General features: G+C 56.3%; 10 protein-coding genes and 1 tRNA gene. 3 read left to right on the top strand and 8 right to left on the bottom strand.

What is annotated here, in order from left to right:
* Positions 1-223 precede the first annotated feature (223 nt).
* The gene (locus LRR79_RS09640) at positions 224-2,632 is read right to left on the bottom strand and encodes a TonB-dependent receptor domain-containing protein (RefSeq protein ID WP_231757007.1); all 2,409 of its coding nucleotides are present in this window, start codon (positions 2,630-2,632) and stop codon (positions 224-226) included.
* A 266-nt stretch (positions 2,633-2,898) separates the two neighbouring features.
* Here LRR79_RS09640 and LRR79_RS09635 point away from each other — a divergent pair, with 266 nt between their 5' ends.
* Both LRR79_RS09635 and LRR79_RS09630 read left to right on the top strand, forming a co-directional pair.
* Positions 2,899-4,074, top strand: coding sequence for an efflux RND transporter periplasmic adaptor subunit (locus tag LRR79_RS09635; RefSeq protein ID WP_231757006.1), 1,176 nt, complete (start codon positions 2,899-2,901; stop codon positions 4,072-4,074).
* An 11-nt stretch (positions 4,075-4,085) separates the two neighbouring features.
* Entirely contained in the window at positions 4,086-7,235 is a 3,150-nt protein-coding gene (locus tag LRR79_RS09630) for an efflux RND transporter permease subunit (protein ID WP_231757005.1), read from the top strand.
* Positions 7,236-7,305: 70 nt separating this feature from the next.
* Here the strand turns inward: LRR79_RS09630 and LRR79_RS09625 are convergent, their stop codons facing one another.
* From LRR79_RS09625 to LRR79_RS09615, 3 genes are all read right to left on the bottom strand, one after another.
* Positions 7,306-8,514, bottom strand: coding sequence for a Xaa-Pro dipeptidase (locus LRR79_RS09625; RefSeq protein WP_231757004.1), 1,209 nt, complete (start codon positions 8,512-8,514; stop codon positions 7,306-7,308).
* 403 nt (positions 8,515-8,917) lie between these two features.
* Positions 8,918-9,005, bottom strand: a tRNA-Ser gene (locus tag LRR79_RS09620).
* A gap of 121 nt (positions 9,006-9,126) precedes the next feature.
* Positions 9,127-9,687, bottom strand: coding sequence for a nitroreductase family protein (locus LRR79_RS09615; protein WP_231757003.1), 561 nt, complete (start codon positions 9,685-9,687; stop codon positions 9,127-9,129).
* Between the two features lie 370 nt (positions 9,688-10,057).
* Here LRR79_RS09615 and LRR79_RS09610 point away from each other — a divergent pair, with 370 nt between their 5' ends.
* The gene (locus tag LRR79_RS09610) at positions 10,058-11,452 is read left to right on the top strand and encodes an adenylate/guanylate cyclase domain-containing protein (protein WP_231757002.1); all 1,395 of its coding nucleotides are present in this window, start codon (positions 10,058-10,060) and stop codon (positions 11,450-11,452) included.
* Positions 11,453-12,176: 724 nt separating this feature from the next.
* Here LRR79_RS09610 and LRR79_RS09605 read toward each other — a convergent pair.
* The 4 genes from LRR79_RS09605 to LRR79_RS09590 all read right to left on the bottom strand — a co-directional run bounded on the left by LRR79_RS09605 (position 12,177) and on the right by LRR79_RS09590 (position 16,506).
* On the bottom strand, positions 12,177-13,235 hold the full coding sequence (locus LRR79_RS09605) for a hypothetical protein (protein WP_231757001.1): 1,059 nt from the start codon (positions 13,233-13,235) through the stop codon (positions 12,177-12,179).
* Positions 13,236-13,909: 674 nt separating this feature from the next.
* Positions 13,910-14,740 carry an NADPH-dependent 7-cyano-7-deazaguanine reductase QueF gene (gene queF, locus LRR79_RS09600; protein WP_231757000.1) on the bottom strand — a complete coding sequence of 277 codons (831 nt, stop codon included), beginning with the start codon at positions 14,738-14,740 and terminating at the stop codon, positions 13,910-13,912.
* Between the two features lie 51 nt (positions 14,741-14,791).
* On the bottom strand, positions 14,792-15,565 hold the full coding sequence (locus tag LRR79_RS09595) for an ABC transporter permease (protein WP_231756999.1): 774 nt from the start codon (positions 15,563-15,565) through the stop codon (positions 14,792-14,794).
* Entirely contained in the window at positions 15,565-16,506 is a 942-nt protein-coding gene (locus tag LRR79_RS09590) for an ABC transporter ATP-binding protein (protein ID WP_231756998.1), read from the bottom strand. Before LRR79_RS09590 ends, LRR79_RS09595 begins: the two co-directional genes overlap by 1 nt.
* Between the last annotated feature and the right edge of the window lie 42 nt (positions 16,507-16,548).

Here is a 16,548-nt window from a genome sequence, read left to right as displayed (position 1 = left end):
GGTTCTTGGAAAAGAGATCCACATGATGGCCGAGTTATCCGTAAAGAAGGGTTAATCCGATGTAAATTACGTTAAAAATACCGGGAGTAAACCTATCGATTTACCAAAAAAAAGGCCGGCGGTTATCTATAACCGCCGGCCTTTTTTGCCGATTTCCGCTGCCACTGGGACAGGTATCGCAATTGGTCGAGTAATACACCAAATGGTGCTTCACCCGGCCCGATCAGAAGGACACGTTCACGCCCACCCAGAAGCTGCGGGCTTTATCTTTCACGTTGTAATCGTCGGTAAATACCACTTCACTGACGACACCGCGCCCGGTTGCATAGGTGTAGACACCATCACCGTCGAGATCGGTGTAGGAGGTCTGGTAAGACGTGAAGTCCTCATCCAGCAGGTTGTTGATGCGGCCGTTTACAGAAACGCTTTCGTTGATCTGCAGCTGCGCACCCAGGTTCAGCACCTCGTAGTTTTCGAAGTACAGGGGTTTATCGAGCACATTGTCCCAACCGCGATAGCGATCGGAACGCAATTCCGCCTGCAGGTAGACATTCAGGTCGCCGGTGGCCTGCCAATCCAGGGTCACATTTGCCATGTGTTCCGCAGTGTTGGTGAGGGGCTGCCCTTCTTCCGGGCCACTCAGCTGTTCGCTGTCGGTCCAGGTGTAGTTGCCGCGCAGCGACCAGTCCGCCGCCAGAGACGCCTCACCCGCCAGTTCCAGGCCATGAATTTCCACTTCGTCCACATTGATTTTCTGGCTGTAAGAATCGTAGCCCAGAGAATCATACTCCCCCAGATTCACACAGGGACGGATACCACCGGTACGTTCACAGCTGAAGATGGTGTCGCCGCTGGCAATCTTGTCCTCAAAGTCGGTCTGAAACAGGGTTGCATTAAAGTTGTGCGCACCGGAGGGCGCCGTCCAGTACACCGCAATCTCACTGTTGACACTGGTTTCCGGTTTGAGATCCGGGTTACCCGCGAATGGCGAGGTGCCCTGGCCGCCAAAACCGGTAATACCATCATAAAGGTCAGTGGTTTGCGGGGTTTTGTATCCCGTGCTCACGCCGCCTTTCACAGTCCAGCTGTCGGTCAGCGAATACACACTGTAAAGGCGCGGTGATACCTGGCTGCCGAAGGTGTCGTGATTGTCGTAACGCACACCGGCGGTGATGGTCATATCGCCCACTGGCGTCCAGTTGTCCTCGACAAACAGCGAGTACATATTCTGTTCCTGGATACCACCGGCGGCATTGTCTTCCATACCGAAAACGTCGTCTTCCAGCTCTCCGTCAATCACCTGGCCGCCGATTACCAGCATGTGTTCACCCAGCATATTACTGAGCGGGATGTCCATGCGTGCATCCAGAGTGTACTGGCTACTGGCCAGCGTGCGCTGCGGGCGCGGCAGGAAGGTGGCTTCCGCCAGTGCCTTGCGCGCTTCTTCATCCATACCGGCGTATTCACCAGTGCCGTCGTACATTTCCTGAAGCTCGAGTCGCTCGGCCACGGTGAACGGCAGGGTGCGCCCTTCGTTGTTGGTATCAACGAAGCTCAGAGAAACACTGCTGGTGGCAAAGCCCCAATCGCCTTCGTGGATCAGCGACCACCAGTCGCGGGTAAATACTTGGTCGGCCGCATAGCCGGTACGCGGCTGAACCTGGCCGCGACTGTCCCGCCATACAGACTCGATATTGTCTTTGGTACCCAGTGGATAGCTGATTCCTCCGGTATTGATATCGAAAGTCGGCGTATTGTCGTAGGACTGCTCGGAGGTGTCGAAATTAAAACGCACAAACTGGTTGTCGCTGGCGGTCCAGGACAGGCTGACACCGTACTGCTCGCTGATGCTGTCCACGGTGCGGCCACCGCTGCCGAATCCCATGGAACGCACGTGTACTTCGCCATTGGGGTCAACCGCGGGCTGGAATTCCGGATTCGAGGCCATCTGCTCGTACACGCTGCCGTGCAGGCCCAGTGTGAGCACACCGGGAACAATCGGGCCAATAACGTTGAAGTCGGTGGTGATGTCATCACCGAAGTCGTCATTGGTCTGCAGGCTGCGACCGTAGGTCATGCCTCCGCCCCACTCGTCCGTGTGCCGTTTGGTAATGACATTGATGACACCACCCAGCGCATCCGCACCATATAGCGTGGAAGCCGGGCCGCGGATCACTTCGATACGCTCGATGGTGTCCTGAGGTGGAATATGATTGAACTGGTTGCCGCCGAAGTTGTTCGGGTAAATATCGCCATGATTGTTCTGGCGAATGCCATCGATCAGCACCAGGGTGTATTCACCGGTGAGGCCACGCATGCTGATGGAGCCCTGACCGGTCTTGTCGCGGGTACTGCCAATATCCACACCTTCCTGATATTTCACCGCATCCAGCAGATTGGTGAACTGGCGTGTTTTCAGGTCATCGGCACTGATTACCGAGATACTCGCCGGCGCATCGGTTATTTTCTGCTCAAAACCTGTGGCGGTAACCACCACACTTTCCATACTGGCGTCGGACGCAGATTCCGCCGCAGGCGTTTCCTGTGCCTGCGCGACCGTTGCCACCTGACTTGCCACCACGGCGGCGGCAAGCAAATTCCATGTAAAGCCCTGGCTCTTGATGCCCTGCATCCTGTTGTACCCCTTTTCTAATCATCCTTTATGTCGCAAACCGGTCTGCCTAAGGCCACCCGTTTTGGACCACCCTGTACCGCATGCTAGGCATGCCGAAAAATCGATTCGCAATGATAATGATTATCAGGTGTCCGTCAATAACTATCTATGGAAGTTCCCTGTTTCGAGGAATTTTTTTCCACCCCCTGCATCCATCCCGCGCTGCCACCCCGTCCATCTGGCAACCCATTTCAAAACTCCGCAACAAAACTGCGAAAAAAACAATGAACAAGAAACCATTGAAAGTGATGGCACCGGTACTCGTATTGGCGGCGGCATTTGGCGTCGTGCAATGGATGTCTGCGGCAAAACCGCAACCGGAGAAAAAAGAGGAAGAACAGCGCCTGGTATCGCTGGTTACGTCGCAGGCCCGCGCCCAGCCGGTGCAACTGCAAGTCACCACCCAGGGGGAGGTGCGCGCTCACACCGCGATTCATCTCACCCCACAGATTTCCGGGCGTATCACCGCGATTTCCAACCGCTTTGCCGAGGGCGCCGGTTTTGAGGCCGGTGAAACCCTGATTCAGCTCGACGATGCAGACTTCCAACTGGATGTCGCCCGGGCCAAAGCCCGGGTTGCCCAGGCCGAAGTACTGCTGTTACAGGCGAACGCCGCCGCGGATATCAAACGCCAGCAGTGGCTCGGCCTGAACCCCAACAAAGAGCCGACCCCGCTTCAGGTCAACAAACCGCAGGTGCTGGAGGCGGAAGCCAACCTGCGTGCGGCCAAGGCCGAACTGGCCGATGCGGAACTGAACCTAGCACGCACGCAGATTCGCCTGCCCTACCGCGGCCGCGTGGTTAGCCGTGAAGTGGGCGTCGGTCAATACGTGACCGCCGGCACCTCTCTGGGGCGTATCTTTGCTACGGACCGCGTCGAAGTGCGCCTGCCACTCACCGACAGCCAGCTGCTGGAGCTCGACCTGCCACTCGGATTTGTCGCCAGCAAGCAGTCACCGGGCCCCGCAGTAACCCTATCGGCCCTGGTGGGAAATCATGAACAGCAGTGGCAGGGGCGCATCGTGCGCACCCAGGCCAGTATCGACCCGCAAACCCGCCTGATTTATGCCGTGGCAGAAGTGCAGGATCCCTATGGCAAAGGTGCCAGTGACGGTGTACCTCTGGCGGTGGGACTGTTCGTCACTGCCAGAGCGGAATCCGCTGCCCAGCGGAACGCGATCGTTGTGCCCCGCGAAGCGCTGCGCAGTGCCGACAAGGTGTACGTCGTAGACGACGAGGACCGTCTGGATATTCGCACCGTTGAAGTACTTTCTACTGCCGACAACCGGGTTGTACTCGCCAGCGGAGTTACCGATGGCGAGCGCGTGGTGACCTCCACCATCGCCAACCCCGTGCATGGTATGCACGTACAACCCATCACCCATCTGGCCCGCCGCTAAGGACAAGCCCCATGAACAGTTTGATTGCCTGGTGGGCCCGCAATCGGGTTGCCGCCAACCTCGCCATGATCGGCATTCTTGTGGCCGGCGTGATCGGCTTCCTGAGTATGGAACGGGAAATGGACCCGCAGGTGCGCTTCCCGGGTCTGGAAATTCGCGTTGCCTGGCCGGGTGCGGCGCCGCAGGAAGTGGAAGAACAGATCGTCGCGCGGATCGAAGAAGCGGTCAGTGACCTGGACAATATTGACTGGGTGCGCTCCACCTCTTCCGAGGGGTTCGGTGAGGTGTATATTCTCGCGGAAACCACCGTGGATTTTTCCCGTTTCATGAACGATGTAAAAATCCGTGTCGATGGAATTTCGTCTTTCCCTCGCGATATCGAGCCACCGCAGGTACACCAGTGGGTTAACCGCAACGAGTTTATTCGCGTGGCGGTGCACGGCGATCTGGGTGAGCGCGAGCTGAAGCGCCTCGCCGAACAGCTGCGCCGCGAAGTCGCCACCCTGCCCGCGATCTCTGTGGTGGAACTATTCGGTACACGTATGGAAGAAGTATCCATCGAGGTAAGTGAACAGGCGCTGCGCCGCTACGGGATGACCTTTCAGGAACTGGCGGATGCCATTCGCGCAAACTCGATCAACCAGTCCGCAGGTACCGTGCGTACCGAAGTAGGCAACTACCAGCTGAAAGTGCGCAACCAGGCGGACAGTGAGCAGGAGTTTGCCAATATCATCGTGCGCCAGACCGCCGACGGCGGCACCATCCGCGTGGGCGATGTGGCGAAAGTGGTCGACGGCTTTGAAGACAACGAAATCCTCGCCACCCTCAATGGTGAGCCGGCCGTGTTACTGCAGGTCATGAGCACCGAGACCATGGATATCGTCACCGCCTCGGACTCGATTCGCAAATGGATTGCCGAGCGCCGCGAGACCCTGCCCGCCGGTGCGGAACTCACTCTGTGGACCGACAATGCAGAGGACTTCAAGGGACGTATGGAGACCATCAGCAGCTCTGCCTTTATGGGATTGCTGCTGGTACTGCTGGTACTCATTTTCAGCCTGCGCCCCAAAGTCGCCTTCTGGGTATCGGTAGGCATTGGTACCGCCTACGCGGGTGCCTTTGTGCTACTGCCCACCGTGGGTGTATCCCTGAATATGCTGTCGACCTTCGCCTTCCTGCTGGTACTCGGCATTGTGGTGGACGACGCGATTGTGGTGGGCGAAAGCATTCACAGCGAGTCTCACAATCCCGAACACCAGAAGTCTGGTGGCAGCCTGAGCGCGGCGGTACTGGGCACACAACTGGTGGCCAAGCCGGTTATCTTTGCCGTACTGACCACCATCCTCGCCTTCCTGCCGTGGATTTTTATCAGCGGATCCACCAGTGAGTTTACCCGGCATATCACCTGGGTAGTGATTCTGGCTCTGCTGTTCTCCCTGATTGAATCCCTGTTTATTCTGCCGGCGCATCTGAACAACCTGAAGCCGCAGACAAACCCCGGGCGCTTTGGGCGTATTCAGCAACGTATCGCCAACGGTATCGTGTACTTTGCACAAAATCATTATCGCCGTGCCGGCCAGTGGGCGGTCGAGCGACGCTACCTCACCGTCAGTATTTTTGTCGCCGTGATGATGATCGGTTTCGGCGCCTTTGGCAGTGGCTGGGTGAAAAAGAGCTTTATGCCGGATATTGAATCCGATCAGATTATTGTCAACGTGGTCATGCCAGAGGGCGCGCCTTACAGCCGGGCACTGGAAGTTTTGGCGCAGCTTCAGGATGCAGAAAAGCACCTTGAAAAAGAAGTGAACCAGCGAACAAATGGCGAAGGCGCTCTGATCGAGAACTGGTACACCCGCTCCCGCCGCGACAGCGTAATAGCCATCGTGCAACTGGCACCGCCGGAAACCCGCGAAATGTCGGCGAAAGATGCTGCGCTGCGCCTGCGGGAATTGCTCGGCGACGTGCCGGACGCGAAGGAGGTATCGGTTCAGTACACGTCCAATAACAATGGTCCCGGCTTCGAGCTTTCCATCCGCCACCCGGATCTGGACATCTTGCGCGAAGCCACATCCGACCTGGAGTCTCAGCTGCGCACATACGAAAGCCTCTACGATGTACGCAACAATCTGGAGGGCGCGTCGGAAGAAATCCGCATCGACCTGAAACCCGGCGCCACCAAACTTGGCCTGACCCTGGCGGAAGTAAACCGCCAGGTCCGGCAGGCGTATTTTGGAGAAGAAGTACAACGCCTGCCCCGGGGCGGCCAGGATGTAAAAGTCATGGTGCGCTACCCGCTGGAATCGCGCCGCTCCATCGACAGCCTGAAGGATTTTCGCGTGCGCACCAGTGATGGCCGCGAGGTTCCGCTACTCGCCATTGCCGACCTGGAATATGCTCCCGGTATCAAGCGCATTCAGCGCTGGAACGGCAACCGCGCAGCACGGGTAATGGCAGATCTGAAAGACGATGTGCGCGGAGACATCATGAAAGACCTGGAAGAAAACTTTTTCCCGGAGTGGGAACAGCGCTACCCGGGTATCGTGCGCGGCGCCGTGGGTCAGGCAGAAGGCGAGAAGCGCTTTATTGCCGAAGTACTCGGGTTGTACACCATGGCCTTCTTCGCCATGTACAGCCTGCTGGCGGTGGCGTTCCGCAGCTACTTCCAGCCGATCCTGATCCTGATCGCCATTCCGTTTGCCTTCGTCGGCGCGATACTCGGCCACGGTGTGATGGGCATGACCATGGCGATTTTCAGCTACTTCGGTATCGCCGCCGCAGCCGGTGTGGTGGTCAATGACAACCTGGTATTGATGGACCACTGCAACCGCCTGCGGGAAAAAGGCATGGCACCGCTCAAGGCCGTTGTCGAAGCCGGCGTTGCGCGCTTCCGCCCTATTCTGCTGACCACAGTAACCACCATTGTGGGCCTACTGCCGATGATGCTGGAACGAAGCATTCAGGCCGCCTTTCTGCAGCCGATTGTGGTGGCGCTGGCGTTTGGGGTGTTTGTCGCCTTCTTTGTGACGCTGCTGCTGGTGCCGGCGTTGTATGGCGTGGGAGTGGATATCAGCCGCTTTGCGGCGCGTGGCAAGCAGAAGCTGATTGGCGGGCTGGGGGGCGGTTCGCAAGCCGCGCATTCGGAGAATTCACTGCCTCAATAATGAACGCGACCCGACCAAGTCTGAAAAGGCCCGCGGATTTTTATCCTCGGGCCTTTTCCATTTGTCGGGTTCAGAAATTTTCCGAGGAGTTCTTGAACACTTCACCATCTTTCATGACAAACTGCACGCGCTCCAATACGGAAATATCCTCCAGCGGATTCCCGGGCACCGCAACGAGGTCCGCCAATTTGCCTTCCCTTATACTGCCAAGTTCATTCTGCTTACCCAGCAGCTGTGCCGCATTGATCGTGGAGGCCTGCAAAGCTTGCAGTGGCGTCATACCGAATGTCACCATGCGGGAAAACTGTCGCGCGTTCTGGCCATGGGGATAAACGGCGGCATCGGAACCAAACACCATTTTTACTCCGGCATCTACCGCCGCGCGGAAGCTCTCCCGTTGCCGGCCACCAACGCGACGCTCCTTTTCCAGGCTTTCCGGCAGGATACCGGCCTTTTCGCCTTCGGACAGAATGTACTCAGTGACATAAATATCCATCGACAGGACGGTGCCTTGCTTCTTCGCCAGGCGGATGGCTTCTTTATCCAGGAAGCTGGCGTGCTCCACCGAATCGACACCCGCACGAATCGCCGCGTTGATTCCGGCAGTGCCATGGGCATGGGCCGCCACAGTAGTACCCCGGTTGTGCGCTTCGGTCACCGCCGCCTGCATTTCCTCCAGGGCCAGCTGCTGCGCCCCCGGTTCCGTCCCCTTAGACATTACCCCACCGGTGGCGCAAAGCTTGATCAGGTCTGCGCCGTATTTGAAATTTTCCCGTACCTTGGCACGCACCGCCCAGGGGCCATCCGCCACACCGCCGCCTTTGGCTTTGTATGCGATGGGCAGCAGATTGTTATCGCAGTGACCGCCGGTGATACCGATTGCGGGGCCGGACACGAATAGACGCGGGCCGGGAATATCGCCAGCATTGATCGCATCTCGCAAAGCCACGTCGGCGAAACCCGGGGCGCCCAGGTTGCGCATTGTGGTGAAGCCGGACTCCAGAGAAATGCGCGCGTTCTTGGCGCCAGTGAGCGCAGAGCGCATAGCGGAGACCGCGAGGCGACGGTAACCGTGGGTGTGCGCATCGCCGGTGAGGTGGACGTGCATGTCCATCAGGCCCGGGATCAGGGTAGCGCCCGGCAGGCGGATGGCATCTTCAGGGACTTCGCCATTGGCGGTAACAGAGGCAATGCGATTGCCATCGACGGAGATCACCGGGGCCTCTATCACCTCGCCGGTTTCCACGTCGATCATGCGATCGGCGGTGATGTGGGTCATGCCAAGAGCAGGGGTGGAAAACAGGCTTAGACAAATAACTGAACAACGAAAATAGTGAAAGAGTGCCATGGTTCCCCTGGAGTCTGGTTATAGATATTTTCGGTGATGTTCTACTGGCTTTCGCAAACAGTGTCACCTTCGCAGAGAAGAGCAAGCAAGTTTCGGGCCTGCGGCCGCGATGAATAACGCTGACGAATGTTGCTCAGGCGGGTATGACTGTGTTTACGGGATGGACGGGATGGGGATCAAGGCTGGCAGGAGTTAATCGAACCGGAGGGAGGGATTCGCTTCGCTGCCTCGCTGGTCTCCGGCGCTACGCGCGGACTCTCAAGCAGCGCTCGGGGCGTTGCACCGCCATATACAAAAAAAGCCCTATGCTTTCGCATGGGGCTTTTTTTGTATATGGCGGTGAGGGAGGGATTCGAACCCTCGATGCCTTTCGACATACACACTTTCCAGGCGTGCTCCTTCGGCCACTCGGACACCTCACCAAATTGTCTTGCTAATCAGTAACATAGCGCCCCGATCAGCGAGCGCGCACTTTACAGAATGGCGGCGGCCGGTGCAAGTGTATTTGGGAAAAAATGCCGCCGAGCCATTCGCTTTGCTACCTTACTCACCGCTCCAGTCAGCGAAGAAGTCCTCTATGGCGAGGTCCGGGGCGGGGCGTGGGGGCTTGGCAGGGGTACCCATGTAGATGAAACCGCTGATCTCTTCGTTGTCTGCCAACCCCAGGGCGTTGGCCACCTGCTGGTTTTCCGCAAGTGCGCCGGTGCGCCAGTAAGCGCCCACATTTTGAGCAAATGCCGCAGTGATCATCGCCTGTACCGCTCCCGCGGTGGACATGCGCTGTTCGTTGAAAGGCACTTTGGGGTGATCCTGGAGGCGCGTAATGGCGACGATGACCAGTGGGGCACGAAGTGGCATGGCGCGGATACGGTCTTTCTGGGCCTCGCTCAGGTCTTCCTGATCCGCACTGGCCGCCAGGTAGATATCCCCCAGCCGGTGCCGTGCACTGCCCTCCACCACCAGAAACCGCCAGGGACGGAGGTTGCCGTGATCGGCAGCACGCAGGGCCGAGCGGAAGATATTTTCTCGCTGGGCGCCCTCGGGGGCGGGCTCCGTCAATACCCCAATCGAAACCCGGTTGTGCAGTGCATCCAACGCGTCCATATATGCCTCCTGTTATTTGCCTTCATCTGAACAGGCCGTTGCCCGGGCCTGCCTCAGCAGACCGGCGATTCTATCTTACTGGCCAATAAAAACTATCTTGCACGACCGTCCAGACTACGGCCGGATGGTCAATTAGCGTCGCTTTCACCTTCGGATAAGGGTAAACTTTGCGCCTGTCAGTGACCCATGCCACGCATTTGCAACAGCAACAACGATCAACAAGATGCTGTCGACTAAAAACTAGTCAATGCGCACTGGCAGCCGACACCGATGCGGACGAGAAGAAAACAACAAGCGCCCATTTAACACCTGCAGCGTGGTTACAACCGACCCGATTGTTGCAGCAAAGCTTTGATAAGACCCAGCGTTCATGCAGAACCAGCCTGAAGAAACCAACAGCGCAATATCCGATTCCCGGTACCCGCTGTATTTTCGCGCTCTGATCTGTTTTGCGGCCTCCGGCACGCTACTGAACAGTATCTCCTGGTCATCCTTATTCACGCAGAGTGCCCTTCTCCCACTGGGCATGGCGATCATACTGCTCGCCTATATTCCCATCGCCTACCAAATCAGCCGCCGCGCGATTCCCGAGAACCAGGCCGAGGTACACCGCTGGTTATCGTTTACCGACGCACTGCTGGTCGGCATGGCCATGGCGCTTTCCAATTTCAGCCTGTTGCCGAGTCTGCTGTTCCTGACCATGGTGCAGTTCAACGCACTGACACTAGGGGGTGGGCGCAGCTGGTTCGAGCACAATACCGCCATGTTACTCGGCGTGGGGGTTGGCTACCTGATACACCGCCCGGCGCTGGTGGTAAACGCAGACCTGAATATCAGCGCCGCCAGCCTGATCGGCGTATTCACCTACTTCTGCTGTCATGCCTTTTACATGTTCAAGCAGATCTCCACCCTAAAGCGCGATAACGAGCAGCTGCAGAAAGAGCAGCGCATCGCCAACCTCGCCAGCTACAAGCTTTCCCGCTACCTCCCCAAGCGCCTGTGGCGCGCGGTAACCACCGGCAAGGAAAAAGAGATTGTCACCGAGCGCAAGCTGCTCACAGTGTTCTTTTCTGACATCAAGGATTTCAGTCAGCTGACCGAGGAGATGGAAGCGGAAACCCTCACCCGCCTGCTGAACAGCTATTTGACCGAGATGTCGCGCATCGTCGCCCATTACGGCGGCACCATCGATAAGTTCATCGGCGATGCGGTAATGGTGGTGTTCGGAGACGACCAGAGCAAAGGGCCAAAATCCGACGCCCTGCGCTGTGTGGCCATGGCGCTGGCCATGCGCAAGCGGGTGCGGGAGATGATGCAGGAGTGGTACGACCAGGGCATCTCCCACCCCCTGCAGATTCGCATGGGTATCAATACCGGCTACTGCACCGTGGGTGTTTTCGGTACCGCCGATCACCAAACCTACACGGTCATGGGCACACACGTAAACCTGGCAGCGCGCCTTGAAAGCGCCGCCGAGCCAGGGGAGATTCTGATCAGCCATGAGACCTGGGCAATGATCAAGCAGACCGTGATGTGCCGGGATAAAGGCCACATTACGGTGAAAGGCTTCAGCACCCCGGTGAAGGTGTATTCGGTATCCGACCTGCGCAAAAACCTCGGTGGCCAGCAGAGCTACCTAGAGGAGCATGCTCCGGGCTTTGCCATGCACCTGGACCTCGAGAAGATTCGCAACTACGACAAAGAAAAAGTGCTGAAGGCGCTACAGAAGGCGCAGTCGCAGCTGAAAAGCAAAACCATCATTTAAGGGGGCAGTGCGCCCCTTATTGCCGTGCAAAACGGCCGGGAAAACGGCGGGTACCATGATGTGAGCTGTGGCAATACGACCATCCATCTCGGTTGCTGGGCACAGCATGTACGACGAAAATTTAGCGAAACACAAAAGGCCAGTGGCGATAAAGACAAGAACGGCAAAAGTAAATTGAAATCGCCAAGCAAAGCCCACTCAGCCGCAAGAACTAACTATTCAGTGAGAACCCACCCCCGAACAGGGATAAAGGCAGTGCCGCACTATACGGCCTGATAGAAACGGCAGAGCTACATGGCCTTACGCCTTCCGTTCATCTGGTTGCTACGCACAAATGCCTACCGCGAGCTGAAACGGTCAAAGCCATTGTGGCTACTCACGCTTGGAATACCTGGACGCAGGCGCCATGTTGAGGGTGGAGAAGACTGATCGCACACCAAACTTCGTCAATTTTTCAGGTCGCAATTGATACGCTTCCTGCAGTACTCGTGAACCCCCTCGTTGCTCGCGAAAGGCTGCGATCTAGCGGGCTGACCAGCACCAGCCAGCTACTATACAACAGATGGCTGAGGCCGCTTCAACAACCTCCCCCACAGTAAACCTGTTGCCAAAATAGCCAGCCTGAAAGAGATAGAACGCAAAGTCTGTCTAGCTAGTTTGAAATACAACTCTCTTACGCTGGCTTCCCCCTACTGACACCCCTACTTCTCGCGAAGTATCCGGCTTAACCACCAGTTTCTCCACTTTTTTTGAGTCGAGTAAAAAATTCAAGATGCCTTTCGACACACGAGTTAGCCTGCAGGAATTGGCGACCATAATTGAGATCGTAACCACCGCTTAATATGGAGCCAACCTTTCGTTCAAACATTTTTTTAGCGCTCTTTGGGGGAGACAAACTCAATTCCCCCAGCCCGCGGGCGGTACGCTCAGCGTTGATGCTTTCGACATTCTCATGCGCCATAGCAGAAATCGTTTTAAGGTCCTCATTAGATAACCGTACAGCATCGCCAAATAACTTCAAACGGTTCTGGTAGCTCCTCACTGTTGTACCGAACACGGTATAATCGCCCCGAATCGCTGCATACTCTCCCCAAGCTAGCTCTTCTATCAAAAGTTGTTTTGCGGCTTCAGGTTTCCCCGCCTTAATCAACCTAGAAAGCTCAGGATTTGGAGCCGCTGCATACTGAGCGATCGTAGTCGTCGCACCGTAAACTAGTGCTTCATGAGCTAAAGATTTCTTTTCTTCTTGGGTAACTTCCGGGCGTTCTAAAAGTTGATATATCGCATAGAAGTCGCCCTGGCCGGCCAAAGAGCGTAAAGTCGATAAATTATAATCTTGATAATTCATAGAGTTTGGCCTATTTTGCGTACCAATGGCGTCGTAGCCTAGGCCTCGTCTCCACTCATCCAATTCCGCACTAACATCTGCCTGTGACTGTTCGGAAAGCTCACTCAAACTGCACCAATCTTCCTCATCACTTTTTGTCCCGAGATCCTGTCCGTAAACATCGGCGGGGGGACCGGTTAAACCATTATTTTCCGTTGGCACGAAGTTGACCGCTTCAGAAGCTGCATTCAACAGGCTGCTCTCACGATCACGAACTGCTGAATAACCAGCATTCACATTCTGCTGATCACCAGTAAGATCAGGCTCTTTCCCCGCCCCCCAACCCCACTGGCCACCATCGATCGCTCCACTCATCCTCCATCCACAATATAAAACCAGTACGAAACCAATTACGCACGCAATCGACCACCATTTTGCCTCAGTAAAACTTTTCATCCATTAAAAACCCTAGAAGAACTGACTAAAATCGACGGAAATAAATAAACCTCAATTATCACTCTAGTAGGTCGTGCACCATCCCTTCTATATATTCGCCTGCACATGATTTAGGACCAGGCCACGGTTAGACTGATTGTCGCCAAACAAGGTCAGCCTCAAAAGGAACTGACCTTGACCTGCGACAATGAGAATACCGCAATTACCGTTGTCGCTGAAATCCTGTCAGAGCAAGGATTTGATGGCCTGGCGTCGGCCCTCAAAGTGCTGCTCAACGAACTGATGCTGATAGAGCGAGAGCAGTACTTGGGTGCCGCTGCCTATGAGCGCTCAGAGGGGTGTAGAGGCCTACGGTGGTGTCTGCCGTGGCGATGGAAATCGCTGAAGCGTGGCAGACCAGTAAGAAGTATTTAACGATGTGAAAACCGGCGATCAGCTAACCGGAAATTCACAGAAGAAAAGTTGCTTTATCAGATCCAGCAAAGAAACTCGATTTCCGGAATCGGCGCGATAGCGCTAGAACCGCGCACCTATAGAGTGCAAAATTTATCCAACGAGGATGATCAATAAAGTGGAACGAGGAGTAATTGCTTGTTTCAAAGGAATATCAGCTCTCAGGATAGCCGCACCCTCGCTCGGCTCAATCACTTGATATGCTAAATTGAATCAGGCGACTACTGTCGGGCAAAACGCCCGGGAAACTCAATTCTGCCAGAGGATGTTCTCAAGGGATTGATATCCAACCCACCGCGGCGGGTGTAACGGGCGCAGACGGTCAGGTGCTGGAAATCGGCCAGCGCCTGCAGGTCACAGTAGATACGCTCTACACAATGCTCGTGGAAGTCCTGGTGCTCGCGAAAGGAGATGATGTAGGCCAGCAGCGCCTGCTGATCCAACGCCGGCCCGGCATATTCAATGGTCACCGTGGCCCAGTCCGGCTGACCGGTGACCGGGCAGTTACTGCGCAACAGGTGACTGTAAAGCGTTTCCTCTACCGTCTCGCCACCGGCCGCCAGTTTTAGCAACCCCGCATCCGGCTGGTACTGCCGGGCTTCGATCTCCTGATGATCCACACAGACTCCCCGGGGTTTCTGCACCGCCAGTTCCACGCTTTCGACGTCATACAGGGTCACGCACACATCATTGCCTGCGGCGGCACTCAGGTCCTGCTCCAGCACCCTGCACACCGCATCTGCAGACGCAAATTCGCTCTGATTCAGCGAGTTCAGGTACAGCTTGAATGACTTGGACTCGATCATGAACGGGCTGGACGCGGCGAAGCGGAAGCGGGCTACGGCGACCTGTGGCACCCCCTTGGGGCTCAACCAGGACAGCTCGAAGCCCCACCACTCGTCCGCACCGCTGAAAGGAAGCGATTCACCATCCAGCCCCAGCTGCGCGCGGGATACGGCACGGGGAATGGGGTGCAACAGGGTCGGGTTGTATTTTGCTTCGTAGGTGGTTTCCTGCCCCAGGGGGAGGTTTTGCCAGTCTTCTCGGTTCATCTATTTGATCCAACGATTCATTTGCCTGCAGGCGAACACCTTAATCTTCCGTCAGTGACGCAGACGCTTGCCGTGACGCATCAAATGCAAGGCCCACGCCGACAGCGCCACAATAAACGCCAGCACTCCGGCAAACGCCCAGCCCACATTAATATCGGATACACCCAACACCCCGTAGCGGAAGGCATTCACCATATAGAGGATGGGGTTTAGCTTCGACAGCCCCTGCCAGAATGGTGACAGCAGCTCAATGGAGTAAAAGACCCCACCCAGGTAGGTCAGCGGGGTCAGCACAAACGTCGGGATAATCGAAATATCGTCGAAGCTGTTGGCGAAGATCGCATTGATGAAACCGGCCAGGGCAAACAACACCGACGTCAGGAATACAATCAACACAGTGATACCGATGTGCTGCACCTCGAGTGCGGTAAACACCAGCGCGATCAAGGTTACGACGAGCCCGACGATCAAACCGCGCGCAACGCCGCCGAGCACGTAGCCCGCCATAATTACCCAGTTAGGTGTGGGTGAAACCAGCAGCTCTTCCACACTGCGCTGAAACTTGGCGCTGTAAAAAGAGGACACCACATTGCCGTAGGAGTTGGTGATCACTGCCATCATGATCAGACCGGGCACCACGAACTCCATATAGGAGTAGCCGCCCATCTCCCCAATGCGCTTACCGATCAGCGAGCCGAAGATCACAAAATACAGAGACATGGTGATGACCGGCGGTACCAGGGTCTGGGGCCAGATACGGGTAAAACGACGCACTTCACGACGGAAAATAGTAGAGAAGGCGGTCCAGATTAATTGCGGGCTCATTATTCGGCCTCCTTGTCCGCCGACGACTGGTTTTCAGCCAGCAGGGAGACAAACAGCTCCTCCAGCCGATTGGCACGATTGCGCATACTGGTTACCGCAATATCCTGTGCGCTCAATTGCGCAAACAGATCACTCAGAGACTGCCCCTTCTCGATGGTCACCTCAAGGCTGTGCTCATCCAGCAGGCGCCCGTCAAAACCCCCAAAATCCGGCGCCTTTTCCAGAGTCTCACGCGTATCGACAATAAACACTTCCCGACTCAGGGTTTTCAGCAAGGACTTGATAGAGGTGTTCTCGACAATATCGCCCTTGTCGATAATGGCGATATTGCGGCACAGGCTTTCCGCCTCCTCCAGGTAATGGGTGGTAAGGATGATCGTGGTGCCCTGGGCGTTGATTTCCTGCAGGAATTCCCACATGGAGCGGCGCAGCTCAATATCCACCCCCGCGGTGGGCTCATCCAGAATAAGCAGCTTGGGTTCGTGCAACAGTGCGCGCGCAATCATCAGACGGCGCTTCATGCCGCCGGAGAGCATCCGCGCCTGGGTACTGCGCTTGTCCCACAGCCCCAGCTTGCGCAGGTATTTTTCCGTGCGCTCCTCGGCCAGCTTGCGCGGCATGCCGTAAAAGCCGCCCTGGGTGCAGACGATATCGAACACTTTTTCAAACTGGCTGAAATTGAATTCCTGCGGCACCACACCGAGCATCTGCTTGGCCGCCGGGAAATTGTCGTCGATGTCGATACCGAATATGGAAACATTGCCGCCGGTCTTGCGCACCAGGGAGCAGAGGATGCCGATAGTGGTGGACTTGCCCGCGCCATTGGGGCCAAGCAGGGCAAAGAAATCCCCCGGCTGCACATCAAAGCTGATGCCCTTGAGGGCTTCAAAGCCGTTGTCGTAGGTTTTCTGCAAATCGCGAATAGAAAGTGCGGCAGTCATAAAATGTACTGAATCTGTAAAAGGTAGGCGCTATTCAACGCC

The sequence above is a fragment of the Microbulbifer elongatus genome (assembly GCF_021165935.1).
GTDB lineage: Bacteria > Pseudomonadota > Gammaproteobacteria > Pseudomonadales > Cellvibrionaceae > Microbulbifer > Microbulbifer elongatus.
Note: the sequence above shows the minus strand (reverse complement) of the source record. Positions and strands in the feature narration are given on the sequence as shown.

Coding starts and splice junctions, on each gene's coding strand:
- LRR79_RS09640 (WP_231757007.1), bottom strand. CDS start 2,632: ATGCAGGGCATCAAGAGCCAGGGCTTTACATGGAATTTGCTTGCCGCC.
- LRR79_RS09625 (WP_231757004.1), bottom strand. CDS start 8,514: ATGACCCACATCACCGCCGATCGCATGATCGACGTGGAAACCGGCGAG.
- LRR79_RS09610 (WP_231757002.1), top strand. CDS start 10,058: ATGCAGAACCAGCCTGAAGAAACCAACAGCGCAATATCCGATTCCCGG.
- queF (WP_231757000.1), bottom strand. CDS start 14,740: ATGAACCGAGAAGACTGGCAAAACCTCCCCCTGGGGCAGGAAACCACC.
- LRR79_RS09605 (WP_231757001.1), bottom strand. CDS start 13,235: ATGAAAAGTTTTACTGAGGCAAAATGGTGGTCGATTGCGTGCGTAATT.
- LRR79_RS09635 (WP_231757006.1), top strand. CDS start 2,899: ATGAACAAGAAACCATTGAAAGTGATGGCACCGGTACTCGTATTGGCG.
- LRR79_RS09615 (WP_231757003.1), bottom strand. CDS start 9,687: ATGGACGCGTTGGATGCACTGCACAACCGGGTTTCGATTGGGGTATTG.
- LRR79_RS09590 (WP_231756998.1), bottom strand. CDS start 16,506: ATGACTGCCGCACTTTCTATTCGCGATTTGCAGAAAACCTACGACAAC.
- LRR79_RS09630 (WP_231757005.1), top strand. CDS start 4,086: ATGAACAGTTTGATTGCCTGGTGGGCCCGCAATCGGGTTGCCGCCAAC.
- LRR79_RS09595 (WP_231756999.1), bottom strand. CDS start 15,565: ATGAGCCCGCAATTAATCTGGACCGCCTTCTCTACTATTTTCCGTCGT.